This is a genomic window from Polynucleobacter sp. MG-28-Ekke-A2 (assembly GCF_035012985.1).
GTDB lineage: Bacteria > Pseudomonadota > Gammaproteobacteria > Burkholderiales > Burkholderiaceae > Polynucleobacter.
Map to the genome: position 1 here is coordinate 43,287 of NZ_JAYGQU010000009.1, position 25,285 is coordinate 68,571.

Annotated in this window: 25 protein-coding genes and 1 tRNA gene; 5 read left to right on the top strand and 21 right to left on the bottom strand. The window is 46.0% G+C overall.

Translation table 11 applies throughout. The features are described from left to right. From nuoG to rpsO, 13 genes are all read right to left on the bottom strand, one after another. Positions 1-2,316: an NADH-quinone oxidoreductase subunit NuoG gene (nuoG, locus tag VC188_RS07150; RefSeq protein WP_323483486.1), complete on the bottom strand. Its 2,316-nt coding sequence runs from the start codon at positions 2,314-2,316 to the stop codon at positions 1-3. A gap of 32 nt (positions 2,317-2,348) precedes the next feature. Next, the gene (nuoF, locus tag VC188_RS07155) at positions 2,349-3,647 is read right to left on the bottom strand and encodes an NADH-quinone oxidoreductase subunit NuoF (RefSeq protein WP_215356886.1); all 1,299 of its coding nucleotides are present in this window, start codon (positions 3,645-3,647) and stop codon (positions 2,349-2,351) included. Next, the gene (gene nuoE, locus VC188_RS07160) at positions 3,644-4,150 is read right to left on the bottom strand and encodes an NADH-quinone oxidoreductase subunit NuoE (protein ID WP_323483487.1); all 507 of its coding nucleotides are present in this window, start codon (positions 4,148-4,150) and stop codon (positions 3,644-3,646) included. Before nuoE ends, nuoF begins: the two co-directional genes overlap by 4 nt. Positions 4,151-4,172: 22 nt before the next feature. Further along, entirely contained in the window at positions 4,173-5,426 is a 1,254-nt protein-coding gene (locus tag VC188_RS07165; protein WP_072582489.1) for an NADH-quinone oxidoreductase subunit D, read from the bottom strand. A gap of 3 nt (positions 5,427-5,429) precedes the next feature. Then, positions 5,430-6,029: an NADH-quinone oxidoreductase subunit C gene (locus VC188_RS07170; protein ID WP_216121123.1), complete on the bottom strand. Its 600-nt coding sequence runs from the start codon at positions 6,027-6,029 to the stop codon at positions 5,430-5,432. 3 nt (positions 6,030-6,032) lie between these two features. After that, positions 6,033-6,515, bottom strand: a complete 483-nt coding sequence (locus VC188_RS07175; protein WP_011902891.1) for a NuoB/complex I 20 kDa subunit family protein — start codon at positions 6,513-6,515, stop codon at positions 6,033-6,035. Positions 6,516-6,520: 5 nt separating this feature from the next. After that, the gene (locus VC188_RS07180; RefSeq protein WP_012357790.1) at positions 6,521-6,880 is read right to left on the bottom strand and encodes an NADH-quinone oxidoreductase subunit A; all 360 of its coding nucleotides are present in this window, start codon (positions 6,878-6,880) and stop codon (positions 6,521-6,523) included. A gap of 109 nt (positions 6,881-6,989) precedes the next feature. After that, a tRNA-Leu gene (locus VC188_RS07185) sits at positions 6,990-7,074 on the bottom strand. 86 nt (positions 7,075-7,160) lie between these two features. Further along, on the bottom strand, positions 7,161-7,505 hold the full coding sequence (gene secG / locus VC188_RS07190; protein ID WP_072582491.1) for a preprotein translocase subunit SecG: 345 nt from the start codon (positions 7,503-7,505) through the stop codon (positions 7,161-7,163). 22 nt (positions 7,506-7,527) lie between these two features. Then, positions 7,528-8,286, bottom strand: coding sequence for a triose-phosphate isomerase (gene tpiA, locus VC188_RS07195; RefSeq protein ID WP_216156029.1), 759 nt, complete (start codon positions 8,284-8,286; stop codon positions 7,528-7,530). A gap of 17 nt (positions 8,287-8,303) precedes the next feature. Then, positions 8,304-9,302: an NAD(P)H-quinone oxidoreductase gene (locus VC188_RS07200; RefSeq protein ID WP_323483488.1), complete on the bottom strand. Its 999-nt coding sequence runs from the start codon at positions 9,300-9,302 to the stop codon at positions 8,304-8,306. 22 nt (positions 9,303-9,324) lie between these two features. Then, the gene (pnp, locus tag VC188_RS07205) at positions 9,325-11,484 is read right to left on the bottom strand and encodes a polyribonucleotide nucleotidyltransferase (protein WP_323483489.1); all 2,160 of its coding nucleotides are present in this window, start codon (positions 11,482-11,484) and stop codon (positions 9,325-9,327) included. A gap of 269 nt (positions 11,485-11,753) precedes the next feature. Beyond that, positions 11,754-12,023 carry a 30S ribosomal protein S15 gene (gene rpsO, locus VC188_RS07210; protein WP_011902897.1) on the bottom strand — a complete coding sequence of 90 codons (270 nt, stop codon included), beginning with the start codon at positions 12,021-12,023 and terminating at the stop codon, positions 11,754-11,756. A gap of 217 nt (positions 12,024-12,240) precedes the next feature. On the opposite strand from rpsO, the gene VC188_RS07215 reads away from it, so the two are divergent. After that, positions 12,241-12,837 carry a YSC84-related protein gene (locus VC188_RS07215; RefSeq protein ID WP_323483490.1) on the top strand — a complete coding sequence of 199 codons (597 nt, stop codon included), beginning with the start codon at positions 12,241-12,243 and terminating at the stop codon, positions 12,835-12,837. A 35-nt stretch (positions 12,838-12,872) separates the two neighbouring features. Here VC188_RS07215 and VC188_RS07220 read toward each other — a convergent pair whose 3' ends face one another. The 6 genes from VC188_RS07220 to VC188_RS07245 form a co-directional block, all read right to left on the bottom strand. Then, positions 12,873-14,420, bottom strand: a complete 1,548-nt coding sequence (locus tag VC188_RS07220; RefSeq protein WP_215356898.1) for a 2-isopropylmalate synthase — start codon at positions 14,418-14,420, stop codon at positions 12,873-12,875. Positions 14,421-14,650: 230 nt separating this feature from the next. After that, entirely contained in the window at positions 14,651-15,514 is an 864-nt protein-coding gene (pssA, locus tag VC188_RS07225; RefSeq protein WP_323483491.1) for a CDP-diacylglycerol--serine O-phosphatidyltransferase, read from the bottom strand. Positions 15,515-15,542: 28 nt separating this feature from the next. Further along, positions 15,543-16,190, bottom strand: a complete 648-nt coding sequence (locus tag VC188_RS07230) for a phosphatidylserine decarboxylase (protein ID WP_323483492.1) — start codon at positions 16,188-16,190, stop codon at positions 15,543-15,545. Positions 16,191-16,243: 53 nt separating this feature from the next. Next, on the bottom strand, positions 16,244-17,260 hold the full coding sequence (ilvC, locus tag VC188_RS07235) for a ketol-acid reductoisomerase (protein WP_323483493.1): 1,017 nt from the start codon (positions 17,258-17,260) through the stop codon (positions 16,244-16,246). A 51-nt stretch (positions 17,261-17,311) separates the two neighbouring features. After that, positions 17,312-17,803 (bottom strand): acetolactate synthase small subunit, encoded by a 492-nt coding sequence (gene ilvN / locus VC188_RS07240; protein ID WP_011902903.1) that lies wholly within the window; start codon positions 17,801-17,803, stop codon positions 17,312-17,314. Continuing rightward, the gene (locus tag VC188_RS07245; RefSeq protein ID WP_323483494.1) at positions 17,803-19,590 is read right to left on the bottom strand and encodes an acetolactate synthase 3 catalytic subunit; all 1,788 of its coding nucleotides are present in this window, start codon (positions 19,588-19,590) and stop codon (positions 17,803-17,805) included. The genes ilvN and VC188_RS07245 overlap by 1 nt, the downstream gene beginning before the upstream one ends. A 193-nt stretch (positions 19,591-19,783) precedes the next feature. Between VC188_RS07245 and VC188_RS07250 the strand changes: the two genes are divergently transcribed. From VC188_RS07250 to VC188_RS07265, 4 genes are read left to right on the top strand one after another with little or no spacing between them, the layout of a single operon-like run. Next, a complete protein-coding gene (locus tag VC188_RS07250; protein WP_215319892.1) occupies positions 19,784-20,353 on the top strand; it encodes an RNA polymerase sigma factor in 570 nt (189 codons plus the stop codon). Beyond that, the gene (locus VC188_RS07255; RefSeq protein ID WP_323483495.1) at positions 20,350-20,808 is read left to right on the top strand and encodes a DUF3619 family protein; all 459 of its coding nucleotides are present in this window, start codon (positions 20,350-20,352) and stop codon (positions 20,806-20,808) included. Before VC188_RS07250 ends, VC188_RS07255 begins: the two co-directional genes overlap by 4 nt. Before the next feature lie 20 nt (positions 20,809-20,828). After that, positions 20,829-21,437, top strand: a complete 609-nt coding sequence (locus VC188_RS07260; protein ID WP_323483496.1) for a DUF3106 domain-containing protein — start codon at positions 20,829-20,831, stop codon at positions 21,435-21,437. 8 nt (positions 21,438-21,445) lie between these two features. Further along, positions 21,446-21,982, top strand: a complete 537-nt coding sequence (locus VC188_RS07265; RefSeq protein WP_215356918.1) for an RDD family protein — start codon at positions 21,446-21,448, stop codon at positions 21,980-21,982. Positions 21,983-22,005: 23 nt separating this feature from the next. Here the strand turns inward: VC188_RS07265 and VC188_RS07270 are convergent, their stop codons facing one another. Beyond that, positions 22,006-24,492: an ABC transporter permease gene (locus VC188_RS07270; RefSeq protein WP_323483497.1), complete on the bottom strand. Its 2,487-nt coding sequence runs from the start codon at positions 24,490-24,492 to the stop codon at positions 22,006-22,008. After that, positions 24,489-25,274 carry an SDR family oxidoreductase gene (locus VC188_RS07275; protein WP_323483498.1) on the bottom strand — a complete coding sequence of 262 codons (786 nt, stop codon included), beginning with the start codon at positions 25,272-25,274 and terminating at the stop codon, positions 24,489-24,491. The genes VC188_RS07270 and VC188_RS07275 overlap by 4 nt, the downstream gene beginning before the upstream one ends. Between the last annotated feature and the right edge of the window lie 11 nt (positions 25,275-25,285).

Consider the following 25,285-nt stretch of genomic DNA (forward strand, 5'->3'; position numbering starts at 1 on the left):
TTATGCCTTACTAATAGTTACTGGACCAAACATCGATCCCAATTTGGCACTTGCCATGGTGCCAGCAGAAATTCTGACAGCTCCAGGCGCTAAATTAACTTCTAATGTTGCCGGCATATCGACTGAATGAGTGTCTTGGGTAACGCGCACTGCATCACCCTCTTTGAGACCCAATTCAGCGAAAGTAATTTTATTTAAGCCTACCTGATTGCCGCGCTTAGCATCACGCGTTAAATGCAAGGCTGAAGAACGCCGTACGATTTGGTCCCCAGCATAAATGTTGACATCTGCCAAACGCTCGAGACCATTGAAAGGAGCTAGATTTCCATTGGCAATCGAAGAGCTTGTAGCTTTGTTATTTAAGCGATTGCAATAACCATCGTCCAATGCTTCTCCTAGCGCTTCCTCAGGAGCATTAAACAAGAAACCGTCTAAACCTAAGAGCCCACCCAATACACGCAATACTTTCCATGCTGGACGTGAATCACCTAAAGGTTTTACTGAAGGCTGGACTGTTTGAACTCTTCCCTCTAAATTTACAAAGGTAGAGACTGTTTCTGAAAACACTGAAGTAGGCAGAATGACATCAGCTACCTCCATCAAGTCAGCACTCTTATAAGCGCTCAAAGCAATAACGGTATTAGCCTTTGCCAAAGCCGCACGAGCAGTTGCTGGATTTGGCAAATCTGAATCTGGCTCGATATTCATCAAGATCACTGCGCGACGTTCGCCAGATAAGACTGACTCAACACCCACGCCGTTAGCATTCACTAAAGATGCGCCAACGGCATTGCCGCCAACTGGTAAGAAGCCCAAAGTAGCACCAGTCTGATCAGCAATAAATTGCGCCATGACGTGCAAGTCAGAAGCATGGTGATGCGCAATAGCAGCAGAACCAAGCAATACAGCTTTTGACTCGCCGGAAAGCAAACTATCGGCAATCTTCTGCGCCGCAGGAGAAATGGTTAGATTAAATGTGCCAACTGGCGCTGTTACTGATTTTGCTTTTGCAACAGCAAGTGCAACTTCACTCAATGCATTCAACCATTCGCTTGGAGCTACTGAAATACCGCTACTTGGAATCAACCAGTCATCACCACCTGCATCAATACGTAATACTTGCAAAGCGCGTTTGCTGGCAGTACGAATACGAGCAGCCAATACAGGCTGGTCTTTACGTAAGAAACTACCGACAACCAATACACGATCCAGTTCATTGATCTTGGCGATTGGCATACCCAACCATGGCGCTGCTGCTGCAGCTTTTACATCAGTTTGGCGCAATCGAGTTTCCATTTGATTGGAGCCAAGGCCACGCACTAACTTTTGCAAGAGGTGCAATTCCTCAGTAGAAGATATTGGGTGGGCTAAAGCACCAATGGACTCAGGACCACTTTCTGCTGAAATTGTTTTCAGAGAATGAGCAACATAATCTAAAGCTGACTGCCAATCTGTTTCTAACCACTGGCCGCCCTGCTTCACCATTGGTGTGGTTACACGGTCAGAACTATTTAAACCTTCATAAGAGAAGCGATCACGATCGCTAATCCAGCATTCATTAATGGCTTCGTTTTCTAGAGCAACTACACGCATGACTTTATTAGCTTTAGTCTGAACTGTAGTGTTGGCACCTAAGCTATCGTGCGGACTAACTGAACGCTTACGTCCGAGTTCCCATGTACGCGCTGCATAACGGAATGGCTTGCTGGTTAAAGCGCCAACTGGACACAAATCAATCATGTTTCCAGACAACTCTGAATCTACCGTCTGACCAACGAAGGTGGTGATCTCGGAATGCTCACCGCGGTTGACCATACCTAACTCCATAACGCCGGCAACTTCTTGGCCGAAGCGTACACAACGAGTGCAATGGATGCAACGTGTCATCTCTTGCATGGAGATCAATGGGCCAACATTTTTATGGAAGACAACACGCTTCTCTTCATCGTAGCGTGAGTTTGATTTTCCATAACCAACCGCTAAGTCTTGTAATTGACACTCGCCACCCTGATCGCAAATTGGGCAATCTAATGGATGGTTAATGAGCAAGAATTCCATGACAGAACGCTGGGCTTCTACGGCTTTGGCAGAATGCGTAAACACCTTCATGCCTTGAGTTACTGGTGTAGCACAAGCGGGTAGAGGTTTAGGAGCCTTCTCTACTTCAACCAAACACATGCGGCAGTTAGCGGCAATCGATAACTTCTTGTGATAGCAGAAGTGAGGAACGTAGGTGCCGAGCTTGTTCGCGGCGTGCATCACCATCGAACCTTGCGGAACTTCTACAGTCTTACCATCTAATTCGATTTCTACCATGCTCACTTTTAGATATCCCGTGCTCTAAATCTTTATAAAGGTTGTGCAGAATCTAAGCAGCGCTTATGTTCTACGTGATACGCAAATTCATCCATGTAATGTTTCAACATGCCACGTACCGGCATTGCTGCTGCATCACCTAAAGCGCAAATCGTACGACCTTGAATATTGGCAGCTACGTCATTAAGCAAATCCAAATCCTCTGGACGCCCCTCACCATGTTCAATGCGATGAACAATGCGCCATAACCAACCAGTACCTTCGCGACATGGTGTGCATTGACCACATGATTCTTCGTGATAGAAATAGGACAAACGCTCTAAGGCGCGGACCATACAACGGGTTTCGTTCATCACGATCACGGCACCAGAACCCAACATAGATCCTGCTTTTGCAATACTGTCGTAATCCATAGTCAGATCCATCATCTGTGCACCAGGAACAACTGGCGCAGAAGATCCTCCAGGAATCACAGCCTTCAAAGCTTTGCCATCACGCATACCGCCAGCAAGCTTTAAGAGCTCTGCAAATGGAGTACCCAACGGAATTTCATAGTTGCCTGGATGAACCACGTCACCCGATACCGAGAATATTTTGGTTCCACCATTATTGGGTTTTCCAAGCTCTAAATAGGCTGGACCGCCAATGGCCAAAATAAATGGCACAGCAGCAAATGTCTCAGTGTTATTAATGGTTGTTGGCTTGCCATACAAACCAAAACTTGCCGGGAATGGTGGCTTAAAGCGTGGCTGCCCTTTCTTACCTTCTAAAGATTCAAGCAGGGCCGTTTCTTCACCACAAATATAAGCACCCCAACCTGGGGATGCGTGTAACTGGAAGGAAAAATCGCTTCCTAAAATTTTGTCACCCAGATATCCTGCTGCTCGCGCTTCTTCAAGCGCCTCTTCGAAGCGAGAATACACATCCCAGATTTCACCGTGGATGTAGTTGTAGCCAACTGTAATACCCATTGTGTAAGCGCCGATGATCATGCCTTCAATCAAAGCGTGTGGGTTATAGCGCATGATGTCACGGTCTTTAAAAGTACCGGGTTCACCTTCATCGCTATTGCAAACTAAATATTTTTGTCCCGGAAATTGACGGGGCATAAAGCTCCACTTCAAACCCGTTGGGAAGCCTGCGCCTCCGCGACCACGTAATGAAGAAGCCTTTAATTCAGCAATGATGGCATCAGGAGATACTTTGTCGTTAATTAAACGACGTAGTTGCTGATAACCGCCACGACTTTCGTAATCTTTTAAACGCCAGTTATCTCCATTTAATCCAGCGAGGATTAAAGGCTTGATATGGCGATCGTGCAAGCTGGTCATGCTGCTTTCCCTTCTGCACGTAACTCACTCAATAAAGCATCAATCTTTTCTTTGCTCATAAAACTGCACATGCGCTTGTCATTCACCAGCATCACTGGTGAATCACCACAGGCGCCCATACACTCACCCTCTTTCAAGGTAAACGTTCCACATGGGGTAGTTTCGTTGTAGCCAATACCTAAGTTCTCTTTGAGGTATGTTGCTGCGGTTTCACCATGAGTTAATTGGCATGGCAAATTAGTGCAGATTACCAATTTGTATTTACCAATTTTTTTGGTGTTGTACATGTTGTAGAAAGTTGCGACTTCATCAACAGCAATGCTGGGCATTTCTAAAATCTGGGCAACCGTTTCAATAACTTCAGGAGAAACCCAGCCCACCTCAGTTTGAGCAGCAATCAAACAAGCCATCACAGCGGATTGCTTATGCTCAGCAGGATACTTAGCGATATTGCGATGAATATCAGCTAGTGTTTTATCGGATAGTTGCAGAGTCGTAGTCATTAAATATTCCTTGGCACGCCTATTAGCGGTCAATCTCCCCGAACACAATATCTTGGGTACCAATAATGGTTACTGCATCAGCCAACATGTGGCCACGTGACATCTCGTCCATTGCCGACAAGTGCACAAATCCTGGCGCACGAATCTTCATGCGATAGGGTTTATTTGCACCATCAGAAATTAAGTAAATACCAAATTCACCTTTAGGATGCTCAACAGCTGAGTAAGCCTCGCCATCTGGAACGTGAATGCCTTCAGTAAATAATTTGAAATGGTGAATCAACTCTTCCATATTGGTTTTCATATCCACGCGCTTTGGTGGGGAAACCTTATGGTTGTCGCTCATCACAGGACCTGGATTAGCCTTTAACCAAGCTACGCACTGTTTGATGATGCGATTAGATTGACGCATTTCTTCCATGCGCACTAAATAACGATCATAAGAATCGCCATTCACGCCCACTGGAATATCAAAATCTAAACGGTCATAGACTTCATATGGCTGCTTCTTACGCAAATCCCACTCGATACCTGAACCACGAAGCATTGGACCTGTGAAGCCGAGCTGCAATGCGCGCTCAGGAGTCACAATACCGATATTCACTAAACGTTGCTTCCAAATACGGTTATCAGTTAAGAGGTTGCAATACTCGTCAACATTGGCATCAAACCCATTGGTAAATTGCTCGATGAAATCAAGTAATGTGCCACTACGATTTTCATTCAAACGCTTGATAGCAGATGCACTGCGAATCTTGTTCTTGGTGTACTGAGCCATTTGATCAGGCAAGTCACGATAAACGCCACCTGGACGATAGTAAGCGGCATGCATACGTGCACCAGATACCGCCTCATACATATCAAAGATATCTTCGCGATCACGGAAAGCGTACAAGAAAACAGCCATCGCACCAACATCCAGACCATGACAACCAATCCAAAGCAAGTGATTCAGCAAACGAGTGAGCTCGTCATACATCACGCGGATATATTGAGCACGCAACGGAACATCAACTTGCAGTAATTTTTCAATGGCCATGACATAGGCATGCTCATTGGACATCATGGAAACATAATCTAAACGATCCATGTAGGGAACGTTTTGAATCCAAGTACGTGTTTCAGCTAATTTTTCTGTCGCGCGATGTAATAAACCGATATGCGGGTCAGCGCGCTGGATCACTTCACCATCGAGCTCAAGCACTAGACGTAATACGCCATGCGCAGCAGGATGCTGAGGACCGAAATTGAGGGTGTAGTTCTTAATTTGTGCCATAACTTAAACCGGGCCTCCGTACTGCTCTTCACGAACAATGCGTGGAGTAATTTCTCGTGCCTCAATCGTGACCGGTTGATAGACAACACGTTTTAACTCTGGGTCATAACGCATTTCCACATTACCGCTGATTGGGAAATCTTTTCTAAATGGATGGCCAATAAAGCCATAGTCAGTCAGAATGCGGCGCAAATCTTCATGACCGTCAAACAGAATGCCGTAGAGATCGAAAGCTTCACGCTCAAACCAATTGGCTGCAGCCCAAACTGGTGTAATTGAGGCTACTAATGGGTAGCTATCATCGGGCGCAAAAACACGAACACGTAAACGCCAGTTGTGTTGCAAAGAAAGTAGATGGCTTACAACACCAAAGCGCAGACCGCTCCATGCTCCATCACGGAAATCTTGATAGTCAACACCACATAGATCAATCAATTGCTCAAAAGCAAGCGAAGGATCATCACGCAACAACATGGCAGATTCAAAATAAGTGTCCGCATTAACAACTACAGTCACCTCACCCAATGAAATCTCAATGGATTTAGCGCGCTTACCTAAAACTTTTTCTAAGTTGGCTGCTAATTGAATTAAACGATCTGACATAAATTAAGCCTTCCGCGCAATCGTGCTCGTACGAGCAATCTTAGATTGCAGCTGAATAATTCCATAGATCAACGCTTCTGCAGTTGGGGGGCAGCCTGGAACATAAATATCGACTGGCACAATGCGGTCGCAACCGCGTACTACTGAATAAGAGTTATGGTAATAACCACCGCCATTGGCGCAGGAACCCATAGAGATTACCCAACGTGGTTCTGGCATTTGGTCATAAACCTTGCGGAGTGCTGGAGCCATCTTGTTGCACAAAGTGCCGGCGACAATCATCAAATCGGATTGACGTGGAGATGGGCGGAATACAACACCAAATCGATCCAAGTCATAACGGGAAGCGCCCGCATGCATCATCTCTACCGCACAACAAGCCAGACCAAAGGTCATAGGCCATAAGGAGCCGTTACGCGTCCAGTTAATCAACTGATCCGCAGTGGTAGTTACAAAACCTTCTTTAAGTACGCCTTCTAATGCCATATCTATCACTCCCAGTCGAGAGCGCCCTTTTTCCAGATATATACAAATCCCACAATGAATTCCAATAAGAAAATCACCATAGAGGCGTAGCCAAGCCATCCAATGTCACGTAGCGCTACACCCCATGGGAATAGGAATGCAGTTTCTAAGTCAAATAGGATGAAGAGAATGGCGATTAAGTAGTAACGCACGTCAAACTTCATACGCGCATCTTCGAAAGCTTCAAAACCGCACTCATAGGGAGAGAGTTTTTCAGCGTCAGGCTTCGAAGGAGCCAAGATTTTTCCGAGGAACATGGGGACTAATCCCACCCCAATACCTACGAGGATAAAAAGCAGAACAGGAAAGTAATTAGCGAGATTCAAAATAGCCCTGATTCGTTTGTCTGGTAAATCCTAAAAACAACAAATTATTACTTATTCCACTACATAAGACATTGATTTGGAGCAAAAAACGCTCATCAATACCCTTTTTTGGTGCCGACGGCGAGACTCGAACTCGCACAGCCTAAGCCACTACCCCCTCAAGATAGCGTGTCTACCAATTTCACCACGTCGGCATCTTGCAAAACTCATCAATTCTACTGCATTGCACAAGTGCACTACCCCAAATTCTGGGCTAGAAAATCTGTAAAAGCCTACTGTTTTACTTAGGAACTGCTGGTTTACTTGGATCCTGTGTTGGGGCTACTGGAGCGGCTGGCATTGCTGCCGGGGCTACAGTTCCGGAGAGAACACCAGGACTTATTTCCTTCTTGTTACCAATCCAAGTAATTCCTAAAGTACAAAGGAAGAAAACTGCTGCAAAAACAGCCGTTGTATGGGACAAGAAATTAGCGGATCCGCTAGCACCAAAGAGGCTGCCAGAAGAGCCTGAGCCAAAGGCTGCACCCATATCGGCACCCTTACCTTGCTGTAATAGCACCAATAGAATGACAGCCAAAGCTGAAATTACCTGCAATACGATCAATAAAGTCTTAAACCATTCCACAGCTTATCTCCAAATAAAAAATCTATGCCTGACAAATAGCTAGAAAGTCCTGGGGATTCAAGGATGCTCCCCCAACCAATCCACCATCTATATCTGGCATGGCAAATAATTCAACAGCATTATCAGGCTTGACACTGCCGCCGTACAAAATTCCAACGTGAGATGCAACATCCTCATTAAATTCAGCCAATTGCAGACGAATAGCACGATGCATATCTTGTGCAACTTGGGCGCTGGCAACTTTGCCTGTACCGATTGCCCATACTGGCTCATAAGCTATTAAGCAGTCAGCAAGCCGGTCTTGTAAAACACCCGTCTGCTTTGCAACCTGAGCACAAACAATCTCTTCAGCCCTACCTGAATTTCTTTCATCAGCAGTCTCACCAACACAAATCACTGGAGTCATCCCACTGTCCAACACCTCGAGGGCTTTAGCAGCAACGACCTCATCGACCTCCTGATGCATATGACGGCGCTCAGAGTGCCCAACGATGACATAAGTACAACCGAGCTCTTGGAGCATAGAAGCGGCAACTTCACCGGTATAAGCACCTGAACTATGGGCTGATGCGTCTTGTGCGCCTAGATTCAAAAAAGCCAAAGAATGCTCTTTAATTAACTGTGCGCATTGAGATAAATACGGAAATGGCGGGCAGACCGCATATTTACGTCCTGATGGCATGCCACTCTCCATGCCACGAGCAACGGTTTTGATCCAGTCCTGATTACTTGCAAGACTGCCATTCATTTTCCAATTGCCGATAACGATGAGTGGTCGCATAGGGATAATGAATATTTCTAAACTGTTAAAACAATTTTGCCAACGTGCTCGGATGACTCCATCAATACATGAGCATCAGCCGCCTGATCTAGCGAAAACGTTTTATAAATGACTGGCTTCAGTTTGCCAGCATTGAGCAAAGGCCAAACATTCTCAAAAAGCTGCTTGGTAATTTGCTTCTTAAATGAAACTGGGCGTGGACGTAATGTTGAGCCGGTAATCGTTAAGCGACGGCGCAGAATCTGATTGGTACTCACTTCCGCTTTTGAGCCGCCTTGGATGGCAATAATCACAATGCGACCATCATCAGCGAGACAGTCAATTTCTTTTTGCACGTAAGCGCCGGTGACCATATCTAAAATAACATTGACACCCTTACCGTCAGTTGCCTTCTTCACTTCTTCTACAAAATCTTGCGTCTTGTAGTTGATAGCGAGATCAGCACCTAATGCTACGCATGCGGCACATTTTTCATCCGTACCAGCAGTTACGAATACTTTATGGCCCAAAGCTTTAGCAATCAGGATTGCAGTCACGCCGATACCACTAGAGCCACCTTGAACCAATAATGTTTCGCCTTCGGCCAATTGACCCCGCATGAAGACGTTGCTCCATACGGTATAAAACGTTTCAGGCAATGCTGCAGCTTCTTGGTCAGTAAACCCGTTAGGGTAAGGCAAGCACTGGGCTACAGGCGCAGTACACAAATCAGCGTAACCACCACCTTGAACGAGAGCGCAAACCTTATCACCCAGCTTTAAGCTAAAAACATTATCAGCATGAGCCAAATCGCCACCAACGATTTCACCAGCAACTTCAAGACCGGGAATATCAGATGCGCCAGCTGGAACCGGGTAATGCCCCTTACGCTGCAAAACGTCAGGTCGATTAATTCCAGCCGCCAGAACTTTGATCAGAATTTCGCCAGTCCCTGCAGCAGGAGCCGCTGGATCAGGGCGAGTAGTTGGCACCAGCATTTCTGGGGCGCCAAATTCCTTGATTTCAATAACGCGCATAGATACTCCCGAGGCTTCTTGCTTAGGCAGTTTCGTCAGATGCAGGAGCTGCTTCAACAGCAACGCCAGCTAAAGGAGCAATCGTGCCGCCTTCATCAGCCATCGCAGCTTTCAATGACAAACGTAAACGGCCACGCTCATCAGCAGCAAGCAATTTCACGCGAACCACTTGGCCTTCTGCCAAATAGTCTTTAACTTCTTTTACACGCTCATTAGAAATCTCAGAGATATGCAAGAGGCCATCTTTACCAGGAAGAATGTTGACCAAAGCGCCGAATTCGAGCAACTTCACAACTGGGCCTTCGTAGATCTTACCTACTTCAGCTTCAGCGGTAATGCCTTCGATACGCGCTTTAGCTTCAGCCATACCTTCAGCGGAAGTAGAAGCAATTGTTACAGTGCCATCATCTTTGATGTCGATGCTGCAGCCAGTTTCTTTGGTCAAGGCTTGAATTGTTGCGCCGCCTTTACCGATTACTTCACGGATCTTGTCTGGATGAATCTTGAAAGAAACCATACGTGGGGCATGAGCTGACAATTCTGTACGAACTGAACCCATCGCTTCTTGCATTTTGCTCAAGATGTGCAAACGGCCTTCTTTGGCTTGCGCTAAAGCCACTTGCATAATTTCTTTAGTAATACCTTGAACTTTAATGTCCATCTGGAGAGCAGTAATACCGTTAGCAGTACCCGCTACTTTGAAGTCCATATCGCCCAAGTGATCTTCGTCACCCAAGATGTCAGTCAATACAGCAAAACGATTGCCATCAAGGATCAAGCCCATTGCTACGCCAGCAACGTGTGCTTTAACTGGAACACCAGCATCCATCATTGCTAAACAGCCGCCGCAAACAGAAGCCATTGAAGATGAACCATTGGACTCAGTAATCTCTGAAACAACACGGATGCTGTATGCAAAATCTTCAGCACTTGGCAATACTGGAATCAATGCGCGCTTAGCTAAACGGCCGTGACCAATTTCACGACGCTTTGGGCTACCTACACGGCCAGTTTCGCCAGTAGCGAATGGAGGCATGTTGTAGTGGAACATGAAACGATCACGGTACTCACCTTCAAGCGCATCAATGATTTGCTCGTCACGTGCAGTACCTAATGTAGCTACAACGAGCGCCTGTGTTTCACCGCGGGTAAATAATGCAGAGCCGTGTGTACGTGGCAATACGCCATTGCGAATTTCAATCGGACGCACAGTACGTGTGTCACGACCATCAATACGTGGCTCGCCGTTCAAAATCTGGCTACGAACAATCTTCGCTTCGATTTCAAACAGAATGTCGTTAACAGCTACCGCGTCAACATCACCCTCTTCTTGTAACTTAGCAACTACTTCTTTAGTAATTTCTTTGAGCTTGTCTGAACGAGCCCCTTTTTGACGAATCTGATAAGCCTCGCGCAATGGCGCTTCAGCCAAAGCAGTAACCTTGGCGATAAATGGCTCATCTTTAGGAGCAGCAGTCCAATCCCACTCTGGCTTGCCAGCTTCAGAAACCAATTCGTTGATAGCGTTAATCGCAGTCTGCATTTGGTCGTGACCATATACAACTGCACCTAACATGATTTCTTCAGAAAGCTGGTTAGCTTCAGACTCAACCATCAATACAGCGGCTTGTGTACCAGCAACGATCAAATCAAGTTCGCTAGTAGCTTGCTCTGTACGAGTTGGGTTCAAGAGGTATTGGCCATTAGCATAACCAACGCGTGCTGCGCCAACTGGGCCAGCAAATGGAATACCTGAAATAGCTAATGCTGCAGAAGCAGCGATCAAAGCAGGAATATCAGAAGGAACATCAGGGTTGATAGACAACACATGAACCACTACTTGAACTTCGTTCAAGAAGCCCTCTGGAAACAAAGGACGCAATGGACGGTCGATTAAGCGGGAGATCAATGTCTCACCTTCTGATGGACGACCTTCGCGACGGAAGAAGCCGCCGGGAATCTTACCTGCTGCGTATGTTTTTTCTAGGTAGTCAACAGTCAACGGGAAAAAAGACTGGCCTGGCTTTGCAGACTTAGAGGCCACTACTGTGCCCATTACCACTGTGTCATCGACGTTAACAATAACGGCGCCACCGGATTGACGGGCGATCTCGCCTGTTTCCATAGTTACCTGATGATTGCCCCATTGAAAACTTTTTACTGCTTTTTTAAACATTGTCATTCTGATCTTCTCCAAATTGTTCACACAAAACTCACATGAGAGTTGCGCTTGTCGTGGGATAAAGCAGTGTCACGACAACACTGGAGCGATTTAAGATCACAAGGGATGCCATTCCAGGGAGACTCTGAATCCACCTTCAGAAGCTCATTGGAATGACACAATCCCCTACACAAATAATCTTGAAGCGCCCAAAAAAACATGCCATCTGCTTAAGACTGAATCCGCTAAGAAACAACCCTAAGATAGATGGCATTGCATACCGATAAGAATTACTTACGGAGACCTAATTTCTCAATCAATGCGCGATAGCGATCCAAATCTTTGCCTTTGAGGTAATCCAAGAGGCGACGGCGACGTGAAACCATCTTCAACAAACCGCGACGGCTGTGATGATCTTTAGCGTTAGCCTTGAAATGGGGGGTTAATTCATTGATGCGGGCTGTGAGCAATGAAACTTGAACTTCAGGGCTACCCGTATCGTTTGCGCTGCGCGCGTTATCTTTGACGATTTCCGCCGTTTTAATATCAGCAACTGCCATTTTTAATACTCCTTACTTGCGAACACTTGAGCTTTCACCCAATCCGTGTCGTGCGATTAACAAAATAAATCAAAAAAAGCTTTAAAAATCAAAGCCATCGAATTGTAGCAGAGCCAGACCCCATTTGCTGGATTACGCCATAGAACTTGTTATCCTGTAGGCTTAGATTTATCCAAATAAATACACTTTTCTCTTAATAAACAATAACTTATAAAATATGTCCTTACTATTTCGCCCGCTTATCACATTTCTCTGCCTCGGATTTGGCCTTTTTCAACCTGCCTATGCCCAATTTGGATCCTTTTTTGGGCAAGACAAAACCGTTGCCGAGCAACGCCAGGATATTTTGATCAAAAACCAGGCAATTCTGAAGCAGCTTTATGAGGCGCAGCCAAAAGCAAAGGAGCTCATTGAAAAGTCAGTTGGCTATGCGACCTTTAGTAACTTCGGCATGAAAATTCTGATTGCAGGGGGCGGAACTGGTAGCGGCGTTGTGATCAACAAAGCAAATAAGAAGCCCGTCTACATGAATATGGCCGAAGTTCAGGCTGGCTTGGGTCTTGGCATTAAATCATTCCAAAATATTTTTGTATTTGAAACGGAAGCGGCCATGAATGACTTTATTAACTCAGGCTGGACTTTCGGTGGCCAGATAACTGCTGCTGCGAAATACGAAAAAGATGGCGGCGCATACCAGGACGCAACCGTAGTAGCTCCAGGAGTTTTAATGTACCAACTAACAGACTCTGGCCTTGCCGCTGAAATCACCGGCAAAGGCACCAAGTACTATAAAAACACTGACTTAAATAAGTAAAGCATCAACAAAAATCGTTACAGATGACCCTATGATTAAGGGGTCATCTGCGCATTGAGCTTGGCCTGACTCGGATCATGCAATTTATTCAAAGCTGATAAATAGGCTTTTGCAGAAGCAGCAATGATGTCTGGGTCTGTGCCTACGCCATTCACAATACGACCGCCTTTTGCCAAGCGTACTGTCACCTCACCTTGAGACTGCGTACCTGAAGTAATGGCATTGACAGAATAGAGCAACTGCTCAGCCCCACTCTTAGCAATCTCCTCAATTGCGTTCAAGCTGGCATCCACTGGACCATTACCCTCTGCTTCGGAGCTTATCTCTTTATCACCCATACGAAATGTCACACGTGATTTAGGTCGCTCACCAGTTTCAGAATGCTGACTCAATGAGATAAATTTATAGTGCTCACCCTCTTCTGCTGCCGCAGAATCAGACATGATGGCAATAATATCTTCATCAAATATCTCAGACTTTTGGTCGGCCAATGCTTTAAATCTGGTGAAGGCTTCGTTCAAATCAGCCTCGGCTTCAACGGTGATTCCCAATTCTTGCAGGCGCTGCTTAAAGGCATTGCGGCCAGATAACTTACCCAAAACAATCTTGTTAGCAGACCAGCCCACATCTTCTGCACGCATGATTTCATAGGTGTCGCGGTTCTTCAAAATACCATCTTGATGAATGCCTGAAGTATGCGCAAAGGCATTTGCACCGACGACCGCCTTGTTAGGCTGGACTACAAAGCCGGTGATCTGAGATACCAATTTAGATGCTGGAACAATTTGCGTTGCATCAATACCGCAGACCATATCAAAGTAGTCCTTGCGGGTCCGCAAGGCCATCACAATTTCTTCTAAGGCAGTATTACCTGCACGCTCGCCCAAGCCATTGATCGTGCACTCAATTTGACGGGCGCCGCCAATCTTTACACCCGCCAAGGAATTGGCAACAGCCATTCCCAAGTCGTTATGGCAATGCACTGACCAAACGGCCTTATCAGAGTTAGGCACGCGGGTTCGCAAGGTCTTAATAAACTCGCCATATAACTCGGGAGTTGCATAACCTACGGTATCTGGAATGTTGATGGTAGATGCGCCCTCGTTAATAACCGCCTCAACTACTCTGCATAAGAAATCCATTTCCGAGCGATAACCGTCTTCAGCTGAAAATTCAATATCTTCAGCTAAGTTACGAGCAAAACGAATGGAACGCTTAGCCTGCTCTAAAACCTCTTCTGGAGACATGCGTAATTTCACGGCCATATGCAATGGACTTGTTGCCAAGAATGCATGGATACGTTTTGCGTTTGCTGCTTGCAATGCATCAGCGGCTCGTGTGATGTCCTTGTCGTTAGCTCTAGCCAATGAACAAACAATAGAGTCCTTAACGGCAGCTGCAACTGCAGATATTGCCTGGAAGTCACCCTCCGAGCTAGCAGCAAAGCCTGCCTCGATCACATCTACTTTAAGACGCTCTAACTGACGCGCAATGCGTACTTTTTCGTCTTTGGTCATAGATGCACCTGGTGATTGCTCACCATCGCGCAAGGTGGTATCAAATATGATTACTTTATCGCTCATCACTACTCTCCGGTTTTAAACAATTCTGAACTTCTTCAGATAACTCAAACTCATAAAACAAAAACCCCAGCAATTAGCTGGGGCTGGTATGTGGTGGTTAATGATTCTGCTTTATCTCATTAACTCAGGCCTTACCCGCCCCAAGCTTTAAACTTAGTGCTAGCAGAAGGAGGCTAGTTAAAGGCGAGAAATTCATCAACATGGAATTAATATACCCCAAAAATAGGGAATTAGCTAAAACGTTTACCGCTGAGACGCTCCCAGGCCCAAATTACATAGCCAGAGATGGAATAAACCACGAATAAACCAAACAGCGTTAATGGCGGGTTTGAGGATATTAAGACAAAAGTCAAGATCATTAAAACCATTACGCCAAATGGCACGCGGTAACGAACATCTAAGGCCTTGCCGCTATAAAAGCGGGCATTTGAGACCATAGTGAGTCCAGCATAGACAGCGATAAAGAAAGCAACCCAAGGAATGGCTGTATCGCGAACTGGAATTTTGTTGTCATCAGCCAACCAAATAAAACCAGCCATTAAAGCACCTGCAGCAGGACTTGGCAGGCCTTGAAAAAATTTCTTATCCACTACACCGGTATTCACATTAAAGCGCGCCAATCGCAAGGCAGCGCCAGCACAGTACGTGAATGCCGCCAACCACCCCCACTTACCCAAATCTTTTAATGCCCATTCATAAGCGACTAATGCAGGCGCAACACCGAATGAAACCATATCAGCAAGAGAATCGTACTGCTCACCGAAAGCGCTTTGAGTGTTGGTCATACGTGCCACACGCCCATCCATGCCGTCCAAAACCATTGAAGCAAAAATGGCGATTGCCGCAATCTCAAACTGGTGATTCATTGCATTCACAATGGCATAAAAGCCACAAAACAAAGCTGCGGTTGTAAAAGCGTTTGGAAGGAGATAAATGCCCTTGCTGCGTAGGCGGGGCTTTTGAGGATGCAACTCCTCAACTTCGTAATCAATACCATCACCTAAGTCTTCAGCCCATTGATCTTGTGAAGAAGTCAGACGTTTCTGAGAGAGGCGGCTGCGGTCAATACGACCACGACGGCGAAATGTAGTCAAAGAATATCCCAGTGAATAATATTTCGAATTAATCCAAACCAGGCAAACGAGCCAAGGCTGTATTTGTTGCAAATACTTTATCGCCAACGCTCACTAGCGGCTCTGCAGTGAGCGGCAAATAAATGTCTACTCGCGAACCAAAACGAATAAATCCATAGCGCTCACCTGCTTTGAGGCGATCGCCAACATGAATGTAGCAAAGAATACGGCGGGCAATTAAACCAGCAACCTGGACTAAAGTAACTACTTGACCATTAGCATCGATAACAACGGCATTTCGCTCGTTCTCGGTAGATGCTTTATCCAAATCTGCATTCACAAATTTACCAGGGAAGTATTGAATCTCTTTCACCAAGCCATTTACCGCACTACGATTAGAGTGCACATTAAATACGTTCATGAATACGCTGATCTTAAGTGCTTCACGGCCAGCATACGGATCATTGGTTTTTTCAACGACAACAATCCGGCCATCCGCTGGAGATAAAACAAGATCGCGACCTAAGGCAGGAATACGCTGCGGGTCACGAAAAAACTGCAGAACAAAGAAAAAAAAGATCCAAAGAGGCCATGACCAAGCTATGCCACCTAAATAGTGAACTAGCAAAGTCAATGCCCCCACTAACGCTAAATACGGCCAACCTTCTTTCGCAATAATGGGGTGCGGATACATCATCTTTGTTCTGAGCCTTTTATTGAACTGCTATTAGTAGATGCTTAGCTTGTAGCTTAGTTCTTAGTCTGATCAACCAACTTGTTCTTAGCAATCCAAGGCATCATGGCGCGCAATTTAGCACCAACCACTTCGATGTCATGTTCAGCATTCAAACGACGACGTGAAATCAAAGTAGGCGCACCTGCTTTGTTCTCCAAGATAAAGCTCTTAGCGTACTCACCAGTCTGAATATCTTTCAAGCACTGACGCATTGCATTTTTAGTGTCTTCAGTTACAACACGTGGGCCAGTAACGTATTCACCGTACTCAGCGTTGTTAGAGATGGAATAGTTCATATTGGCAATGCCACCTTCGTAGATCAAGTCAACAATCAACTTGAGCTCATGCAAGCACTCGAAGTAAGCCATTTCAGGAGCGTAACCAGCTTCAACCAAAGTCTCAAAACCGGCTTTGATCAATTCAACTGCGCCGCCACAAAGAACAGCCTGCTCACCGAACAAATCAGTTTCAGTTTCTTCACGGAAGTTCGTTTCGATAATGCCAGCACGGCCACCGCCGTTTGCAGTTGCATAAGACAACGCAACATCACGAGCGGAGCCAGATTTATCTTGGTAAACAGCGATCAAATGAGGAACACCGCCACCTTGAGCGTATGTGCCACGAACTGTATGACCAGGAGCTTTTGGAGCAATCATGATTACGTCCAAGTCGGCACGTGGCTGAACTTGTCCGTAGTGAACGTTAAAGCCATGGGCAAACGCCAAAGCAGCACCTTGTTTGATATTGCCATGCACTTCTTTGCTGTAAACATCAGCAATTTGCTCGTCTGGCAAGAGCATCATGACAACGTCTGCATCTTTAACCGCTTCGCCAACTTCTTTTACTTTCAAGCCAGCATTAGCAGCCTTGCTCCAGGAGGCGCCATCTTTACGCAAACCAACAGTAACGTTACAGCCTGAATCTTTTAGATTCAATGCGTGTGCGTGACCTTGTGAACCATAACCAATGATGGTGACTTTCTTGCCCTTAATGAGGGACAAATCAGCGTCTTTATCGTAAAAAACTTTCATGCTCTTTCCTTGTATTGAAAATGTAATTAATGCAGTAATCAGTTAAAAAAATTAAACCTTGAGGATGCGTTCGCCGCGACCAATTCCAGAACCACCCGAACGGACAGTTTCGAGAATCGAAGCGCGATCAATCGAATCAATAAAGGCATCCAACTTGGCACCATCACCCGTTAACTCAATGGTGTAACTCTTGTCAGTCACATCAATGATGCGACCGCGGAAGATATCGGTAGTACGTTTGAGCTCCTCGCGCTCTTTACCAACAGCGCGCACTTTAATCATCATGAGCTCACGCTCAATATGTGGACCTTCGCTTAAATCAAATACCTTCACCACTTCAACCAAACGGTTTAAGTGCTTAGTAATTTGCTCAATAACATCATCAGAGCCAAATGTGACGATAGTCATGCGAGATAAGGATGGATCCTCAGTAGGCGCAACGCTCAAAGTGTCAATGTTGTAACCACGCGCAGAAAATAAACCTACTACACGCGATAAGGCGCCCGGCTCGTTCTCAATGAGTACAGAAATAATATGTCGCATTAGAGATCCTCGCTACCCAAAAGCATTTCAGTAATACCCTTACCTGCTTGAACCATAGGCCAAACGTTTTCTTCTGGGTCAGTCTGGAAATCCATAAACACCGTACGATCTTTTAGACGAATCGCCTCTTTGAGCGCGCCCTCAACATCAGATTTCTTCTCAATGCGCATACCAACGTGACCATAGGCCTCTGCCAATTTCACAAAGTCAGGCAAAGAATCCATGTATGAGCTGGAATAACGCTTGTTATAGGTAAGCTCTTGCCACTGACGAACCATGCCTAGGTAACGGTTGTTCAAGGACACGATCTTCACTGGCGTGTTGTATTGCTTGCAGGTAGAGAGCTCCTGAATACACATCTGAATAGAGCCTTCGCCTGTGATGGCAAATACATCCTTATCAGGGAATGCTTTTTTGATACCCATGGCATAAGGCAAACCTACGCCCATGGTACCCAGGCCACCTGAATTGATCCAACGACGTGGCTGATCAAACTTATAAAACTGAGCGGCCCACATTTGATGCTGACCTACGTCAGACGTAATAAATGCATCACCACCAGTGAGCTCCCACAACTTTTGAACCACATACTGTGGCTTCACAATTTGTGAGGCTTCATCGTACTTCAAGCAATCTTTTTTACGCCACTCATTAATCTGATCCCACCAAGCGGCAACTTTGTCGCCATTCTTGCGTGGACCAGCAGCTTTTAATTGGGCGGTCATCTCTACCAATACTTCTTTGAGATTACCAACAATAGGAACATCTACTTTGACACGCTTCGAGATAACGGAAGGATCAATATCAATATGAATAATTTTGCGTGGATGACTTGCAAAGTGTTGTGTATTACCAATCACACGATCATCAAAGCGTGCGCCAATGGCAATCAACACATCACTGTGTTGCATCGCCATATTGGCTTCATAAGTACCGTGCATGCCGAGCATGCCCAAGAACTGAGGACTTGTGCCAGGGAAACCACCCAAGCCCATCAAGGTATTGGTTACTGGATAACCGAGTAAGTCAGCAAACTCTTTGAGCTCTGGAGCAGCATCAGAAAGGATCACGCCACCACCGGTATAAATGTATGGACGCTCTGCCTCTTGCAATAAAGCCACCGCTTTACGAATTTGACCGCTATGACCCTTTACAACAGGGTTGTAAGAGCGCATTTCCAAAGTCTCTGGATAAACAAATGGTCCTTTGGCTGCAGATACGTCCTTAGGAATATCAATCAATACAGGACCAGGGCGACCTGTCTGCGCAATGTGGAATGCCTTCTTCAGAACCAACGGAAGATCTTTAACATCTTTCACGAGGAAGTTGTGCTTCACTACTGGGCGAGTAATACCAACGGTATCAGCCTCTTGGAAAGCATCTTCACCAATCGCGTATGTTGGCACGTTACCGCTGATGATCACCAATGGGATCGAATCCGTATAGGCGGTTGCAATTCCAGTCACCGCATTGGTAACACCTGGGCCAGAGGTAACTAATGCAACGCCAACCTTACCGGTTGCGCGCGCATAACCATCGGCAGCATGAACTGCTGCTTGCTCATGGCGAACCAAAATGTGTTCGAACTTATCTTGTTTAAAAATTTCATCGTAGATGAAGAGAACGGATCCGCCTGGGTAACCCCAGACAAATTCAACACCCTCTTTGTGCAGTGCATGCACGAGCATTTCAGCACCAATCATTTCTGGAGGCGCCTCTACGAGATTTGTGTTTGCTGTATCTTTGTTAGCTTTAGTAGCTAAAAATTCGGCGCTGCTTGTATTCATTTTCTTTCGTCCTTTGCAATTTTCGGCAAAAAATTGTTTGGTCTGTTCTATCTCTTGCTTTTGGCCTGAGTTCGAACGGCGCTGCTACCGGAAAAAACCACTTCTTGAATGAGATTCTAGGTAGTAAGCCCTATATTCTATAGCAATCCCCTAAAATGACTCAATTCTTACAGATTCAGGTCTAATCCATTGCATGGCATCAGCCCAAGAACTATCCGACTTTCTTAGTAGTGTTGAGCAGCGCGCTTTTAAGCAGGCTGTTTACGCCGTGCGTGACGATGATGCTGCGATGGATATCGTGCAAGACGCCATGATCAAATTAGCCGAAAAATACGGTGATCGACCAGCAGGAGAGCTTCCCTTAGTATTCACCAGAATTCTGCAAAACCGGATTCATGATTGGTTTAGAAGGCAAAAGGTTAGAAATACCTGGGTCACCTTGTTTTCCAATATGGGCAAAAAGACCGATGAAGGCGATGATTTTGACCCCTTGGAGTCCCTTTCAGCCCCTGATGACAGTGAAATTCACCAAGATGGGGCGCATAAGCTTGAAAAAAGTCAGCTTTTACAGGCCCTTGAGTCAGAAATATCTAAATTGCCTGTACGTCAACGAGAAGCCTTCCTGATGCGTTATTGGGATGAGCTAAGCATTACTGAGACGGCCAAAGCAATGAGTTGTAGCGAAGGAAGCGTCAAAACGCACTGTTCTAGAGCCACCCAGACATTAGCTAAAGCATTGAAATTAAAAGGAATTACGCTGTGAAACACTTTGATGACCAACTTACCCAGACTCAAGTCGACCAATTTGGCCAGGCTAGCGCTGCCCTGCTTCGTCAAGGTACTCAGAGCATTCCCAAGCACCTAAAAGATCGTCTATATGCAGCACGTATGAAGGCCCTTTCAGTTAGAAAACCAGAGAAAGTACGCATTCAAAAACAAGTTTTAGCTGGTTCATCGCGTAATTGGACCTCTGGATCTAATAGCCTCTGGGATAGCGTTGGCTGGATTGCTCCGCTAGTGGTCCTCGTATTTGGCCTGATTGGCATTGCCCAATGGCAAGATGATTCTCGTATTAATGACATCGCTGAAGTGGATGCCGCTCTTTTGTCTGATGATGTGCCTCCTGATGCATATGCAGACAGTGGATTTATGGCCTTCCTCAAAAACGGCCCTCTCTCCGAATCTGATAGCCAATCCGACTTAGTACGCAGCAAATAATCTTGACTCGTTTGATGTCTATGAGAACTAGAACAGGTCAAGTTTGTGGCGCTGCCCTATTGGCATTTTTCTGCGCCGCCCAGGTGAGCCCAGCTCTAGCGCAAGGAGCGCCTAGCGCTCCACATGGAAAGGCTGCCGCTATTCCTGAAAAGAAACCTGATGGTACTTGGGATGGTTTAAAGCCAGCACAACAGAAAATTCTTGCACCGCTAGAAAGCGACTGGGATTACATGCTGCCTGATAGTCGCAAAAAATGGATTCAGGTTGCCAACATTTATCCCAAGATGAGCGCACAAGATCAAGAGCGCCTTCAGTCTCGCATGACAAGCTGGTCCAATCTTTCGCAGAAGGATCGTCGCATTGCTCGCGAAAACTACCTCACCAGCCTCAAATTCCCTGCAGAGAAAAAAGCGGAGGCATGGTATGCCTACCAAAAGCTGAGTGATGAGCAAAAGAAGAAATTGGCTGACTCTGAACTAAAGAAGAAGCCTACTGCCGCTAATGCCCCAACACTTCAGCAACATCCTATTTCACCTAAGGCTGCTCTCCCCGCCGCCGTCATTGCTCCGAGCGCACCTGCGCCAGCAGATGGTGCCGATTCTAATGCAGAAGCCGGCTCCCCTTATTAAGCGGTCGCATGACACCTGCTGAATTAGACGCATTACCCTCACCTCAATTTTGGCGACGAGTATCTTGCTGCCTCTATGAACAGCTCGTATTGCTTGGCGTCATTGCCTTTACTTTTCTAGTCCCTAATCTTGGCTTGGGGATGCTATTAGGTATCTCATTACCCAGCTGGCTGACATTTATATATCTCTACGCTGTGCTGGGGATTTATTTTGTTTGGTACTGGACTAAATCTGGTCAAACTCTCGCCATGCAAACATGGCGGGTTCGCCTTGTTGGACGCGGCGGTTTCAATCTCACTAAACGACAAGCCTTTTGGCGTTATGTCTATGGCTCGCTCTGGCTTATTCCTTGTGTACTATTGCAATGGGTATTTCATTTAGAGAAATGGCAAATTATTGAAATGCTATTCACTGTAGCTTTGTTAATTTGGCCACTGAGCATCTATTTAGATCGTCAGAGTTTTCTATATCGACAAAGCCTTCCAGACCGCTTCGCTGGCACACGATTGGTTGAGCTCCCCAAAAACCTCGTTACCTTGAATTAAGAGCTGCGTCTTGATTTTCTAACTTAGGCTTCTCGTAAACATTCCACTGCAGTCGCCTTCTGAATTCTTCTCTGAAAGCGATATCCAGAAGCAAGGCAAGCGCTAATCCCAAATGCAACACCCATGAATAAGGCCTCTCCAAAGGCATTAAATGGAATCTCCATCACGAAATAGCCCAAAGCCCAAGCTGCGGCACCAGAGGCTAGGCCTGCTAGAAACCCCGCTATCAAGCCAATCATGACTAATTCAATATTCGCAATCTGAGCTAAGGTATTTTGAGAGGCTCCCAAAGCTTTTAATAGGGCCGCATTTTTATAACGCTCATCTTGAGTAGCTGCGATCGCTGACATTAAAACCAAGAACGCTGCTGCAATCGTAAATGCCAATAGCAAACCCAATACTGAGGAAAGCTTATTCAATACTTCCTGTATTTGTTGCAGCGAGGCTGAAACATCCACAATAGTTAAATTAGGATAGGCCTGGCTTAGATCAAAATCCAAAGATTCTTGTTTGGGCGATTGGTAATAAGAGGTAATCCAAGATTGCGGCAATGATTGCAATTGAGCGGGCGGCATGATCACAAAAAAGTTCACGCGCATCGATCCCCAGTCAAGCTTTCGCAAGGAAGTAATTGGGGCAACAATTTTTTCTCCGGCAACCTCAAAGGTTATCTGATCGCCCAATTTCAATTTCAAGGTTTTGGCGATGCCAGTTTCCATGGAAATCTGCGGCGCATCACCTTCAATCCACTTACCCGTTAGGATTTGATTGCCTGATGGCAATTGATCGTTATACGATAAATTGAACTCTCGATCGATTAAGCGCTTTGCATTTTCTTCTACATAGTCGTTAGGCGTGATGTCTTTGCCATTCACCTCAATCAAGCGGCCACGTACCATTGGATAAAACTGCGGAGCTGAAACGCCTGCATTCTGAAGAGACTCTGTAAGCCCCTGCTTCTGATCGCCTTGAACATTAATCATGAAGCGATTAGGCGCATCACTCGGTATATTGCCTTGCCAGGCGCTTAAGAAATCAGCTCGCAAGAGCAGCACCAATAAGAGTGCCATTAAAGCAATGCCGAGCGCTGTAATTTGCACCACTGCAAGACCCGTTCTTCGACCTTGAGCAAGAATGACAAACCCCAGAGAAAAACCTTGAGTGCGCACCCTGCAAAGCAGCTTCAATAAGCCCCAAGATACAGAGGCAAAAACCAGGATAGCAAGACCAAAACTAAGGCTTGTCCATAACGCTAACTTCCAATCGCGTGCCGCAAGCATGATTAATATCACTGCCGCAGATAATCCGCATACAGCAGTCCAAATAGTGGAGATGCCGAAGCCATCAAATTCTTTTCTAATCAATCTGATTGGGGATACCTTTACCAAACTGAACATTGCCGGGCCAGCAAAACCAAACAATAAAAACCAGGCCACCAGCACACTCCAAAGAACTGGCCCAAAAGAGACGGGGGGCAATTCTGTTAAGACTAGATTACCCAGGAGAAGGGTTAAAACATATTGGCCAAGGTAACCCAAAATAGAGCCCATCAATGCGGCGATGAAGCCAAGCGCTAAAAGAGTCTGCCCTTGTCGTCTAAGGATCATGGTGGAGCTGGCTCCAAGACATTTCAGAACAGCACAGGTATTTGCCTGTTTGCGTGTGTAGCGATGAGCCGATAAAGCAATGGCAACCGCAGCTACCATCGCAGTTAATAAAGCAATCAAGGAGAGAAAACGATCTGCGCGCTCAAGTGTTTTGCGCATCAAGGGTTGTGCATTCTCTAAAGTTTCAATGCGAACACCTTTAATGCTCTCGGATTCAATATATTGACTTGCCCATTGGCCATAAGAATGAATTTGCTCATCAGAACCAGCCAATAACAATCGGTAGGTTACCCTGCTACCAAGGCCAATGAGTCCTGTATCGGCAAGATCAGACATGGGCATCATGACTCGGGGTGCAAAGTTCATAAACCCTGCCCCACGATCGAGTTCGCGCTCTAAAATTCCACCGATCACAAAGACTTTTTGACCAAGCTGAATGGAGTCGCCTTCATTTGCATGCAGGCTCGCCAACATAGCGGGGTCAACCCACACTGATCCCTCATGAGGTCCGGTAGTCAATGTCTTGTCTTGAGACATGGATTGAACACGCAAAGCGCCACGCAGGGGATATTGAGGGCTTACCGCCTTAAGTGAAGCAAGCTTGCTGTGTGAACCTACAGTTGCCATGCTCGGAAACACGATTGTCTGAGCTAGCTGTAGGCCCCTGCTCTTTGCCTCATCTAAAAAGAGATTGGGTAAAGGCTGGTCAGAAACGATCAGCAAGTCCGAAGCTAAGAGTTGGCGGGCATCGAATGCAAAAGCCCTTTGCATTCGATCTGCTAAAAAAGTGACACTAGATAACGCTGTTACCGAAAGAATTAAGGCAACGAATAGCCAAGCTAACTCGCTTGAACGTAAATCACGTCTCAAACCACCCAAGAAACGAAGTAATGATTTAATCAAATGGCCTGAATTTGACCGCCATCAATACGCATGACGGTACCAGTAATAAATGAGGCATTTTGGCTAGCTAAAAATGCAGCGGCATCACCATACTCCTTGGGATCGCCATACCTACCCATTGGAATTTGTCTTAAGCTGGCTTTAACGACATCATCATAGCTAGTGCCTTCCCGCTTTGCGCGCGCTTCATCTAACTGACGCAGACGAGCAGTTGCAATTCTTCCAGGCATGATGACGTTAACAGTAATGGCTTCGGCAGCCACTTCTGCAGCCAATGTTTTCGACCACGCCAGCAATGCAGCACGCAAGGTATTGGAAATGGCTAGATTTTTAATCGGCGCAATTGCGCCTGAAGTGGTGCTGGTAATAATGCGGCCCCACTTGCGCTCGCGCATGCCAGGCAATACACGATCCGTAATGGCAATGAGCGATAAAACCATATCGTTAAAACTCTTTTGCCAGAGCGCGGGATCTTGTCCGGCTGCCGGTGTTGGCGGTGGTCCACCAGTGTTATTAATCAGAATATCGATGGGGCCGAGTTCCTTCTCCACTTTTGAGACCAAGCTATCAATCACAGAAGAATCGGATAGATCCCAATTGAGCGCCAAAGCTTTTCCACCTGCAGCCTCTATCAACTTCACGGACTCACTCAAGCCCTCAGCATTTCTACCAGTAACAGCCACCTTTACGCCTTCTTTAGCCAATGCCACTGCCATTGCCTGACCCAAGCCACGGCTAGACGCCATCACCAATGCAACCTTACCTTTTAATCCTAAGTCCATCTCGTCTCCAA